15 protein-coding genes are annotated in these 12435 nt (G+C 35.1%); 3 read left to right on the top strand and 12 right to left on the bottom strand.

What is annotated here, in order from left to right; genetic code table 11:
- Window positions 1–451: 451 nt before the first annotated feature.
- Window positions 452–2107, top strand: coding sequence for a Na/Pi cotransporter family protein (locus DN410_RS20645; RefSeq protein WP_149177851.1), 1656 nt, complete (start codon window positions 452–454; stop codon window positions 2105–2107).
- A 36-nt stretch (window positions 2108–2143) separates the two neighbouring features.
- Here the strand turns inward: DN410_RS20645 and DN410_RS20640 are convergent, their stop codons facing one another.
- The gene (locus DN410_RS20640; RefSeq protein WP_149177850.1) at window positions 2144–3142 is read right to left on the bottom strand and encodes a YhdH/YhfP family quinone oxidoreductase; all 999 of its coding nucleotides are present in this window, start codon (window positions 3140–3142) and stop codon (window positions 2144–2146) included.
- Window positions 3143–3458: 316 nt separating this feature from the next.
- Between DN410_RS20640 and DN410_RS20635 the strand changes: the two genes are divergently transcribed.
- Together DN410_RS20635 and DN410_RS20630 are read left to right on the top strand one after the other, a co-directional pair.
- Window positions 3459–4664 (top strand): LCP family protein, encoded by a 1206-nt coding sequence (locus tag DN410_RS20635; protein ID WP_149177849.1) that lies wholly within the window; start codon window positions 3459–3461, stop codon window positions 4662–4664.
- 149 nt (window positions 4665–4813) lie between these two features.
- On the top strand, window positions 4814–5254 hold the full coding sequence (locus DN410_RS20630) for a hypothetical protein (protein ID WP_149177848.1): 441 nt from the start codon (window positions 4814–4816) through the stop codon (window positions 5252–5254).
- An 83-nt stretch (window positions 5255–5337) separates the two neighbouring features.
- On the opposite strand, the gene DN410_RS20625 is transcribed toward DN410_RS20630, so the two are convergent.
- The 11 genes from DN410_RS20625 to cdr form a co-directional block, all read right to left on the bottom strand.
- Window positions 5338–6102: a sulfite exporter TauE/SafE family protein gene (locus DN410_RS20625; protein WP_149177847.1), complete on the bottom strand. Its 765-nt coding sequence runs from the start codon at window positions 6100–6102 to the stop codon at window positions 5338–5340.
- A 33-nt stretch (window positions 6103–6135) separates the two neighbouring features.
- Window positions 6136–6615 carry a DsrE/DsrF/DrsH-like family protein gene (locus DN410_RS20620; protein WP_000437728.1) on the bottom strand — a complete coding sequence of 160 codons (480 nt, stop codon included), beginning with the start codon at window positions 6613–6615 and terminating at the stop codon, window positions 6136–6138.
- 65 nt (window positions 6616–6680) lie between these two features.
- Window positions 6681–6977, bottom strand: coding sequence for a rhodanese-like domain-containing protein (locus tag DN410_RS20615; protein WP_149177846.1), 297 nt, complete (start codon window positions 6975–6977; stop codon window positions 6681–6683).
- A 14-nt stretch (window positions 6978–6991) separates the two neighbouring features.
- A complete protein-coding gene (locus DN410_RS20610; protein WP_149177845.1) occupies window positions 6992–7357 on the bottom strand; it encodes a rhodanese-like domain-containing protein in 366 nt (121 codons plus the stop codon).
- Between the two features lie 19 nt (window positions 7358–7376).
- The gene (locus DN410_RS28820) at window positions 7377–7721 is read right to left on the bottom strand and encodes a sulfurtransferase (protein WP_071711562.1); all 345 of its coding nucleotides are present in this window, start codon (window positions 7719–7721) and stop codon (window positions 7377–7379) included.
- Between the two features lie 66 nt (window positions 7722–7787).
- On the bottom strand, window positions 7788–8015 hold the full coding sequence (locus tag DN410_RS20600) for a sulfurtransferase TusA family protein (RefSeq protein ID WP_071711561.1): 228 nt from the start codon (window positions 8013–8015) through the stop codon (window positions 7788–7790).
- Window positions 8016–8039: 24 nt separating this feature from the next.
- Window positions 8040–8267, bottom strand: a complete 228-nt coding sequence (locus tag DN410_RS20595; protein ID WP_071711560.1) for a sulfurtransferase TusA family protein — start codon at window positions 8265–8267, stop codon at window positions 8040–8042.
- 38 nt (window positions 8268–8305) lie between these two features.
- Window positions 8306–9436, bottom strand: coding sequence for an MBL fold metallo-hydrolase (locus tag DN410_RS20590; protein ID WP_149177844.1), 1131 nt, complete (start codon window positions 9434–9436; stop codon window positions 8306–8308).
- Window positions 9437–9474: 38 nt separating this feature from the next.
- Window positions 9475–10035, bottom strand: coding sequence for a sulfurtransferase TusA family protein (locus DN410_RS20585; RefSeq protein ID WP_149177843.1), 561 nt, complete (start codon window positions 10033–10035; stop codon window positions 9475–9477).
- A 94-nt stretch (window positions 10036–10129) separates the two neighbouring features.
- On the bottom strand, window positions 10130–10393 hold the full coding sequence (locus DN410_RS20580) for a metal-sensitive transcriptional regulator (protein WP_000456206.1): 264 nt from the start codon (window positions 10391–10393) through the stop codon (window positions 10130–10132).
- 185 nt (window positions 10394–10578) lie between these two features.
- On the bottom strand, window positions 10579–12243 hold the full coding sequence (gene cdr, locus DN410_RS20575; protein WP_149177842.1) for a CoA-disulfide reductase: 1665 nt from the start codon (window positions 12241–12243) through the stop codon (window positions 10579–10581).
- Window positions 12244–12435: the final 192 nt, after the last annotated feature.

Genomic DNA, 12435 nt, shown 5'->3' with positions numbered 1-12435 from the left:
ACTTTTTTCACATAAAAAAACAGGGCAAATTCATATACGAATTGCTCTTTTTTTATTGTTGTAAGCACTTCAAAAAAGACGGTTTAAAATCATTCAATCGTTTTTATTTTCATTTCAAACCTCCCCATTTCCCCTACATATTTTTCTAATTTTAATCCAAAAATATGTAATGAACCATTATAAATAAATTGAAACTTTACCTAGCATACCCAATTTGGATAGTCTAGTTCTCCTATTTTTACTATCCTTAAATAGTGTGATAAATGTGACTTCTTAATAAAAATATCGGTTTCCAAACAAGGAAACCAATAAAATACAGCTATTTCTTTAAAGAATTGTAAACTTTTCACCTCTTTGTAAATTTAGTGTAAATTTTACTAGCAAACCGTTTACAGTGACTCAAGGTTCAGTTAATAATTACATCGTACATGAAATTTAAGGAGTGGAATGCGTGGAATATAATATTCAAGATATGATCTTCCAGTTCATTGGTGGATTAGGTATTTTCTTATTCGGGATTAAATACATGGGCGATGGACTGCAACAAGCAGCTGGAGATCGTCTTCGCGATATTCTAGATCGTTTTACAACAAACCCACTTATGGGCGTACTAGCAGGTATGTTAGTTACTGTATTAATCCAATCAAGTTCAGGAACAACCGCTTTAACAGTCGGACTTGTAAGTGCCGGATTTATGACATTAAGACAAGCAATTGGTGTTATTATGGGCGCGAACATCGGTACAACAGTTACTGCATTTATTATCGGAATTAAAATCGGAGAATACGCTCTCCCAATTATGGCAGTTGGAGCAATCTTACTATTCTTCTTTAAAAATAAAAAAGTACATTCTATAGGTCAAGTTGTATTCGGTTTTGGTATGTTATTCTTCGGTTTAGAATTAATGAGCGCAGGTATGAAACCTCTTCGTTCTTTAGAGTCATTCCAAGAATTAATGGTTAGCATGAGTGACAACCCAATTTTAGGTATTGTTGTCGGTACAGTCTTCACTTTAATTGTACAAAGCTCAAGTGCAACAATCGGTATTTTACAAGAACTATTCGGTCAAGGTGCAATCGATTTACAAGCTGCCCTTCCTGTATTATTCGGTGATAACATCGGTACAACAATTACAGCAGTATTAGCAGCAATCGGTACTTCAATTGCAGCAAGACGTGCAGCATTAGTTCACGTTATCTTTAATATTATCGGTACAATTATCTTTACGATTTTATTAGTACCATTTACAAGTTTAATTCAATATTTCCAAACGTCATTAAACTTAAATCCAGAAATGACCATTGCATTTGCACATGGAACGTTTAACGTAACAAATACTATTATTCAATTCCCTTTCATTGCAGTATTAGCATGGATTGTAACAAAGATTATTCGCGGAGAAGATGCTGCTATTGATTTCAAACCGCAACATTTAAACCCAATCTTTATTGAACAATCTCCAGCTATTGCTTTAACAGAAGCTCAAAAAGAAATTATTCGTATGGCTGAGTTTTCATTACATGGATTAAAAGAAGCAAATCACTTTTTAAATACACAAGACAAAAAACACGCGAACATGGCTACTCAACTAGAAGGAGCTATTAACAATTTAGATAAAAAAATTACCGAGTATTTAGTTTTACTATCAGAAAAACCACTTTCACCAACAGACTCTGAAAAACATTCTGTTTTAGCAGGTGTTGTTGGAGATATTGAACGTGTCGGTGATCATGTAGAAAACCTTGTAGAACTTGTAGATTTCCAAATTTCAAACCGTGTTTCACTATCAGGTGAAGCATTAGCTGAACTAAATGAAATGCTTGAATTAACAATTTCAACATTACAAGACGCAGTTGAAGCTTTAACAAACTTCGATACTGAACTAGCTCAAACGGTTATCGCAAAAGAACGTAAAATCGACCAAATGGAACGTGTTCTTCGTAAACGTCACGTATTACGTCTAAACGAACGCAGCTGTTCTGGCGATGCAAGTATTATCTTCGTTGATATGGTAAGTAACTTAGAGCGTATCGGTGATCACGCTGTAAATATCGCTGACGGTGTTTTAGGCGAACAAGGAAAGATCAATTTAAAACAATCATTATAATGAAGAAAAAGAGACGCTACATTACGCGTCTCTTTTTTATTTCATTTTTACAACTGTTCTTCCTTTTATCTTCCCTTGCAATATAAGTGCAAATTTCCCATCTAACTCTTCTAATGTACATTCTTCTGTATAAGACGCTAACTTTAAATTTTTCCACTCCGTCGCTAATAGCGCCCACACTTCTCTTCTCACATCCACTGGACATTGAACAGAATCTATTCCTAAAAGGCTAACTCCTCGTAATATGAATGGATATACCGTTGTATGTAACTCATGCCCTGCTACATTCCCACATGTCGTTACACAACCATCATATCGTACCAATTTCAACGCTGTTTCGAGCATCTTTCCGCCTGCAGTATCAATAACCCCAGCGTATATCCCTTTAAGCATCGGCCTTCCTGATTCATCATTCAATTCCGCACGGTGAATCACCTTTTTCGCTCCTAGACGCAGTAGCATCTCTTCTTCTTCCATTTTCCCTGTCGCTCCTACTACGTTAAATCCTAACTTACTCAAAATACTAACAGCTACACTACCTACGCCGCCTGTAGCACCCGTTACTAAAACATCTCCCGTACTAGGCGTTATTCCTGCTCTAATAAGCTTATATACTGATAAAGCAGCTGTAAAACCTGCTGTCCCGTACATCATACTTTCCTTTAATGACATTCCTTCTCGTAAAGGAATGACCCAAGATGCTGGCACGCGAATATATTCACCGAAACCACCAGAAGTATTCATACCTAAATCATATCCCGTTACAATGACTTGATCTCCTACCTTAATGGTTTCATCTTCACTACTCACAACCACTCCTGCTGCATCAATTCCTGGCGTATGAGGATACGTTCTCGTAACACCTTTATTTCCAGTAGCTGAAAGGGCGTCTTTATAATTTAAGGAAGAATAATGAACCCGTATTAACACATCTCCCTCTGGTAAACTACTTACTTCTCTCTCAACAACTTTTCTTTCAAACTGATGATTTCCCATTTCGTTCACAACGATTGCTCGGAATGATGTATGATTCATTATGTTCATTCTCCTTTATCCGTAAAATTCTTCTTTATTATATAGAAAATATACGTACAGCTACTCGTTTCTTCTTGGCTATATTTCAACAAATCTTACTTCTCTCTCACTTTCTCACAATACATATTTTCATTTCTACTAAAACAACTTATACTTATTCTACATCTCAAAAATAAAATATAGAAAATCTAACTTTTTATAAATATATTGAATTTTTACGAAATGTAAATGATTTGTAATGTTTTTTTTCGTCAAATTTCATTATAATAAGTGGATATGAGTGTCGTATTTCAATCCAAATGAAGGAGTACAAGAAATGGAGCAAAACCCATCTTTGCAAGAAAATACACGCAGTACACCGAAAAAAAGTAAGAAAAAAACAAAAATTATTATAAGCGTTATTCTATTCTTTTTACTAGTAGGTGGCGGTTATACTTGGTTTTTAGTAAATAAAGCATCTTCTGCTGTTCGAAATGCCGCACACGATTTAGCACGCGGTGATAAATCTGATTTACGTGACAAAGCTGTAAAACCTATTACGAACAATGTCTCTGTCTTAATAATGGGTGTTGATGAAAGCGATGTCCGAGGAAAAGAATATGGTGAAGCTATAAGAACGGATGCACTATTACTTGCAACGTTTAATAAAGATAGCAAAACTGTAAAACTATTAAGTATTCCACGAGACACATATACTTATATTCCAGTTGAAAAGAAGAAAGATAAAATAACACACGCTCATGCATACGGTTCTGCTAAAAACGGCAAAAACGGTGGACCACAAGCAAGCATTGATGCAGTTGAAAAATTAATGAATGTTCCTGTCGATTACTTTGTAAAATTCAACTTTAAATCATTTATAAAAATTGTCGATGACTTAGGCGGTATTGAAGTTGATGTACCAGTTGAATTTACTGAGCAGGATAGCAATGATAATGCGGAGGCAATTCACCTGAAAAAAGGTGTTCAAAAATTAAATGGCGAAGAGGCTCTTGCTCTTGCTAGAACACGACACATCGATAGTGATGCAATGCGTGGACAACGTCAGCAACTCGTTATTGAAGCGATTTTAAAGAAACTAACAGACGTTGGATCTGTAACAAAAGTCGGTAACATCATTGATGATATTAACGGACAATTCGTTACAAACTTAACATTCGATGATATGCTTTCATTCTATAAATATGGAGTGGATTCTTCAATTGAGAAATTACAAATTCAAGGTGATGACTGCTATATGGAAAAAGGTGATGATACATGTAGCAAATCTCCTGGTGGCGGACGCACCTATTACTACAATCCAGATAAAAAAGAATTAGCCAAGGTTACGAACGAACTTCGTACTCACCTTGGACTACCTGCCTATACGAAAACTGACTCTGATTCGAAAAAAACAAGTTCAGAGAAAACAAAAGAATCTAAGTCTGAAAATACGAGTGAACGCGAATCAAGTAGCAATGAAGTAGAAAAAAATAATAATAATAGTGAAGATACAGAAACATCGTCTAATGACAATGAATAAAAAAAGAAGCAAGACTCTATGGAGGTAGAGCCTTGCTTCTTTTTTATTCATCCAAATTAAAAATCAGAACTTTCTAACTATCTTTTTTAATATTTTTAAATTATAATAAATGATAGCAATCTATTCCAATTACCAGGGGGCACATACATATGAAAGCTGCAGTAAAACATAACATTTCAGATTTTAAAGACTACCTAAAATCAAATGATATATTCATGGAAGAAAATATAGATGAAAATGATGGTTCTGTACATTTTGCAGTAGGATTAGAAACAGAAGCTGGCGCAAAAATTCAACTTATCGCTGCTTTTGACAGCGAAAACCCTACTGTGGACATATACTGCTTTAATGTTGCTCATGTACCTGATGCAACATCAACAAATGACATTTTACATGTCATCAATGAATTAAACACATCTTATCGATTCGCAAAATTCACACTAAATAAGCAAAATGCAATTGATATTTCAACATCTCTTGCATTCTCAGAACCAAACTTTAATCCAGCACTTGTCTTTGAACACACGAGAATGCTATATAAGTTAGCAAACGAAGAATATAAAAAATTAATGAAAGTTATTTGGGCATAGAGTGAAACTTTAATCAGTGAGAGTTTTACTGCTCGTAAATAGTGAAATAAACAAAAGGATGGTCTGCAAGCAGCACCATCCTTTTATTTCGATATCATATCCATCCACATCTTAACAGCAGTAGCTACAATTAATATCGATAACATATATTGCAGTACTTTTTGATTCATCCTCTTCCCAACTCTTGCTCCAAGCGGCGCAGCAAAGATGCTAGCAATCGCAATAATAAGAGCTGGAATTACCACTACTTGTCCCGTCATCACTTTCCCTGTCGTAATTCCTATTGAAGAAATAAATGTGACTGCAATTGATGTTGCAATCGTCATCCGTAGCGGTAAATTTAAAATGACTAGCATAATTGGAACTAATAAGAAAGAACCTCCAGCTCCTATAATGCCTGATGCTCCGCCTACAATAAACGCTAACAAACTCGCTAACCATTTATTATATTTCACTACTTCGCTGTTATTTTTTTTCGGTATAAACATCATCACAGCTGCAATCGTAGCTAACAGTGTATACACAACATTGACTGTGTGTTCCTCTAATACATTAGCACCAAAACTCCCTATGAAACTTCCTATTAGTATACTAGCCCCCATGTACACAACTAACGTTTTATCCATATCCTTATTCTTTCGATATGCCCATGCGCCTGCAAAAGTTGCAAAGAATACTTGTACTGCTGTAATACCGCTCACTTCATGTGACGTATATCCAGTAAATCCTAGCAATACCGGAATGTATAAGATCATTGGATAATTAATAATCGCACCACCAATTCCAACCATTCCTGATATAAATGATCCTATAAACCCAATTATAAAAAGTAATACGACTAAACTCATCTTATATCCCCCGCCTTCTAAAAAGAAGGTCATTTAAATGAATAAGTTTACATTCCCGTCCGAAGCATCTGCTAAATAAGCTCCTACTCCTGCAAACTCTACCCCTTCCATAATCTCTTCCTCTTTTAACCCTAATAAATCTACTGTCATTTGACAAGCTACAAGTTTAATCCCCTGTTCTTTCGCCAAATCTATTAAATCTGGCAAAGGCATCGCATTATGTTTTTTCATAATACCTTTAATCATCTTTGGTCCCATACCTGCAAAATTCATTTTCGATAATCCCATCTTATCAGCACCGCGTGGCATCATTTTTCCAAATACTTTTTCGATGAAAGTTTTCTTTACCTTCACATGTTCATCTTTCCTTAAAGCATTTAATCCCCAAAAAGTATGAAAAATAGTTACCTCTTGATCATACGCCGCTGCACCATTTGCAATAATATAAGCAGCCATCGCTTTATCATAATCTCCACTAAATAAAACAATTGTTGTTTTTTTCTGTTGTTCCATGTTGTTCTCCTCTCAATTACCTATAGGGGTATTTTGATTGTTATAAAAAATCGTTTATTTTCGCCCTATTCTACTTTACCTTCCCAAGCTAACATACCACCTACCATATTAATCACTTGAAAACCGTAACTTTCTAAAAACTGAACGGCTCTTGCACTTCTTCCGCCAGAGCGACAAACGATAATATATTCTTTCTTTTTATCCAACTCATGCATACGAAATTCTAACAGTCCTAGTGGAATGTTACACGCTTCTGGAATTTTCCCTTCAGCTACTTCTTCTACTTCACGTACGTCTACGATATTTACTGCTTCTTTACGTAACAATTTTCCTTCTAATTCTTTTGCTGTCATTTCTTTCATTTTAAATTTCCTCCTCACAAACCATTCATCCCGCCCGACACATTTGTAATATGTTGGAATCCTAATTTTTTTAGCATTTTCGCTGCCTGTTTACTTCTCATTCCACTTTGACAAAGAACAATAACTTCTTTATGTTTATCTAATTGTTGCACCTTATTAGCTAGTTCATTTAATGGGATATTCCGAAATCCTTTAATATTGTTCCCTCTATATTCACCAGCTGTCCGCACATCAATAAATTGTTTATTATTTTGTCCCATCATACGTTTTAATTCTTTTCCTGAAATATTTTTTACTCCTCTAGCTGGTAAGAATCGAGAAATAATAAACCACGATACAAGTACAATTAAGATTACATTCAATATTGTCTTCACATCCATAAGGCTATTCAAACTCCTTCTATACTTTTTTCCTATCCAAATATATACTATAACTTTGAATATGGAACCCTTTCTTTCTTAAAAAGCGGATACTTAAATTCCGATCCACTTTATTATGAACAATAAGATGCAAAGGCTTATTTGGTATTTCATGATAATACCGTTTTAAATACGCATATGGTATACACATAATTCTAGAAGTGTTATCACTGTGACTCTCTGTATAATTTCGTACATCTACAATAACACTTTCAATTTTCCTTACTTGTTCTAACGAAATATATGCAACATTTAACACTGGAATGTAACGTTTTACTAAACTTCCCAGTACCAATACTATTAGGGGTATAATTATATAAAACATATATGATTATCCTCTTTACTTTCAATAATAAGCAGATGATGTAATCCTCCGCTTATTATTGAAATGCTATGCTTTCTTGATCCAGAACTTTAATTCACCATCTTCTTCCGTGTGTTTTAACACTTCATGACCGCCTGTTTGTGACCATGCTGGAATATCTTTAACCGCACCTTTATCTGTTATGTGTACTTCTAACACTTCTCCTGATTGTAATACTTCCATTGCCTTCTTTGTTTTTACAATTGGCATTGGACACGCTAATCCTTTTACATCTAATACTTGCTTTACATTCATCTCATATACCTCCTGTTTTTATAATTAAGCCTTCTTAATCCAGAACTTTAATTCGCCTTTTTCTTCTGTATGCTTTAACACTTCATGACCACCTGTTTGTGACCATGCTGGAATATCTTTAATCGCACCTTTATCTGTTGCGTGTACTTCTAACACTTCTCCTGATTGTAATGCTTCCATCGCCTTCTTTGTTTTTACAATTGGCATTGGACACGCTAATCCTTTTACATCTAATACTTGCTTGGCATTCATTTCATATACCTCCTGTTTTTATTTCATTTGAAACCGAATTAATTATGAACAGCACAACGGTTTGGACCAATCTCCATTTCACGCTCTTCGTCTTGATTTGGGTTTAATTGCCCCATATTTGTTTGACGAATTTCTTGATATGCATTCGGTTGAGGTGGTAAATTCTCTGTTACAACTTTACGGAACTCTCCCTCATCCTCAATATTTAATCCTGCATTATGCTCAAATAAATCTTTTAATTTTGCACTAACAATACCACTTTCGTTCATTTCACTTATTTTTGAATAATGAGCCGGTAATACAATTAAACTTTGAGATAGTTCTTTATATCGGCTATACAAAGTATTACGTAAATCACTTACCCAATCTTCAGCCTTCCCAGCAAGGTCCGGACGCCCGATTGAATCTACAAATAAAATATCGCCTGATAATAAATAGGAATCATCTACAATAAATGATGTACTTCCAATCGTATGACCTGGTGAGTATAATGCGTCGATTTCAATTTTAGTACCCCCCACCGTAATAACGACTCCTTCTACAAGTGGCTCATACGAGAAAACAACTTCCTCCGCATCTTTTGGCGGTAACCAATACGTACCACCTACTTTTTCAGCTAACTTACGTCCTCCAGAAATATGGTCTGCATGTAAATGTGTATCCATTACATTCGTAATGGTAACGCCATGCTCTTTCGCAAACTCCTCATATGCTTCAATCGTTCTTACCGCATCAATAACTGCAGCTTCACCGTTTGAAACGACCATATAAGATAAACAACCTTTTCCAAGGCGGTTAAACTGATACATACTTCCGCCATTTTTTAAATCTCCAACTTTTATAGGCTTTACATATTCACTCCAAGCCCTCATACCACCAGCTAAATAATAAATATTTTCTAATCCAGCTTCTGTTAACTGCTCTGCTACAAATATAGAAGACCCTTCTTTTGCACATACTACTAAAACATCTTTATCTTTAGGTAATTCACTTACAATATGCTCTACACCCTCTAATAAATCAAAGTACGGCACATTCATTGAAGCAATTTCTTTTCCTTCAATCTTCCAATCTTCATAATCCTTCTCATTACGTACATCTAAAATAAACAACTCTCCGAATAAAACTTTCTCTGCAACATCTTTCGCTTGTAACGGTTTAACACCCATTTCATTACCCCCATAGGTATATTTTAATTTAAAAAATTTTATTTTTTCACATTCCCTTGCCACTCTAACATACCTGAAATGACATTTTTCACATTTGTATAACCTTTCTCTTTCAACATGTGGCAAGCTACATCACTACGGTTACCAGTTCGGCAAACAACATAAATTTGCTTCGTCTGATCTAAAGCTGCACTGTCTAACTCTCCTAACGGCACCGAAATGGCCGATGGAATATGACCAAAAGCGAATTCCGCTGCTTCTCGAACATCTAATACAATACACTCTTCACCACTTAATAATATCTCTTCCAACTCCGTATTCGTAATTGTATGAGGATACTTTGCTACTTCATTCACTTCATGCTCATGTGCTTTTCTAACGTAATGCATCAAAATATCGCCCTCTTGTTTCGTCCCGATATATTGATGCCCTACTTTATTTGCCCAGCTTTGTATATCTACTGTAGACCCTTTATCTGTTGCCTCAATTTCAATCACTTGTCCTGACGACAATCCTTCTATCGCCTTCTTCGTTTTCACAATCGGCATCGGACAAGCCAACTCTTTACAATCTAAACTCATATCCACTTTTATACTCATAGTCGATTCCTCCATAATTCATATACATATACATATACCTATAGGGGTATATTAAAATTTTTTTGAAAATCTGTCAACACTTATGTTTGACAGATTATCGGCTTTTAACAAGTAGTTGAACAGCTTCTTTAATTAACTCTTCATTTGAACCATTACCACTTTCAAACTGTTCACGCAAACATTGCTCTAAATTTGTTCCAACAACAAGTCCAATTGTACGATCAAGTGCAGAACGAGATGCCGTTAACTGTGTAATAACCTCTCGGCAATCTTTTCCTTCTTCCATCATACGAAGCACACCACGAACTTGCCCTTCAATACGTTTTAATCTATTTTTCATGTCTTGATTATATTCCATTCTATAATCACCTCATTACCATTATGTCACCATTTATAACTTATGACAATATATTATACCCTATAGGGTATTTTGTAAACCCCTATTTTTAATTTTCACCTTATATATTCGCAGAACATAAAGTGAAACCTTAATCTATAGGCTTTCATCTTCCACCAAATTTTGAAGTGGAAGATGAAAAAATATCAATATAAAATACGGTCTGGTAATACTGTACCGTACAATTTAAAACCACCATCTACATTCTTTACCTTATATCCTTTTTCCATTAACATGCGTGCTGCAACGTATCCTCTCATACCGAGTTGACAAGTAATATATATTTCTTTATCCACTGGCACTTCATCCAAACGATCACGTAATTCATCTAAAGGAATATTAATAGAACCTTTGATCATTCCCTGTTTTAGTTCATTAGGCTCTCGAACATCAATCAGATATCCACCATTTTCAACAATATGATCTATTTCATGCCATTGTACCGTTTCCACAAAACCATCTACTATATTACTTGCGGCATACCCCACCATGTTTACTGGATCTTTCGCGGAAGAATATGGCGGTGCGTATGATAATTCTAAATCTGGCAAATCAATTACAGTTAAATTTGCTTTTATTGCCGTTGCAATAACATCGATACGCTTATCAACACCGTCACGTCCTAACGCCTGTGCCCCGTAAATTTTTCCGCTTTCTTTATTAAAAATTAATTTTATTAGCACTGGCGTAGCATTCGGATAGTATCCAGCATGCGAATTTGCCTGTACATGTACTACCTCATAGGGTATATTTAATCGTTTTAATATTTTCTCATTTACTCCCGTCGAAGCAACTGTTAAATCAAAAACTTTAGCTACAGAAGTTCCCATCGTACCTTTATATAAAGAATCAGTATGACCATGAATAATATCTGCTAACATGCGACCTTGACGATTAGCTGGCCACGCTAAAGGAATCATCGTTTCTGTTTCTGTAACAAAATCTTTCACTTCAATCGCATCACCAATTGCATATATATGTGGATCCGATGTTTGAAATTTTTCATTTACTTTTATCGTTCCTCTAACTCCTAAAGCTAACCCTGCATCTTTCGCTAAACTACTCTCTGGTTGTACACCAATTGCTAAAATAATCATATCTGTCTCTATAATTGAACCCCTTTTTAAACGTACAACAGTCCCGCTCTCTTCTAATGCATCTACACCATCTTCAAAAACAAGCTCAACATTGTGATTTTTCATATGCTCATGCACATATGCTGCCATTTCATAATCGATTGGTGGCATCACTTGATTTGCCATCTCTACAAGAGTAACACCTATTCCACGTTCTCTTAAGTTTTCAACCATTTCCACTCCAATAAATCCGCCACCAATAACCGTCGCATGACGTGGTTTCTTCTCATCAATATACGCTTTAATACGATCTGTATCAGGTACATTTCGTAACGTAAACAACGCCTTTGCTTCTTCAATACCTGGAATAGGTGGAACAATTGGTTTCGCCCCTGGTGAAAGAATTAAAATATCATATTCCTCGTTATATGTTTCATTTGTCGTTACATTCTTTATAGTAATTGTTTTCTCTTCTTTATTAATCTTTACTACCTCACTCAATACACGTATATCTAAATTAAAACGCTTCGACATTCTTTCAACAGTTTGTACTAATAATTTTTGTCTTTCTGTAATGACACCGCCAATATAATATGGTAATCCACAATTTGCAAATGAAATATATTCACCGCGCTCAACCATAATAATTTCATCTTCTTCACTTAAACGACGAAGCCTTGCAGCTACTGATGCGCCGCCGGCAACTCCACCTACTACAACTATTTTTCTAGACATATTTTAAACCTCCGTGTTATTTATTTTCTCAATGTATCAAAAACGAAAACTTATACCCGTATGGGTATATAATAAAATATACAAAAATCATTTTCAATATATATGTCTTTCTTTCACAAATTTGAAACAAATAAAAAAGAACTTAGACATCTCCAAGTTCTTTACGAATGAAACAACCCATCGTTCCATTGT

Origin of the sequence: Bacillus sp. SH5-2 (assembly GCF_008368905.1) — a bacterium.
Classification (GTDB): domain Bacteria; phylum Bacillota; class Bacilli; order Bacillales; family Bacillaceae_G; genus Bacillus_A; species Bacillus_A luti.
Note: the sequence above shows the minus strand (reverse complement) of the source record. Positions and strands in the feature narration are given on the sequence as shown.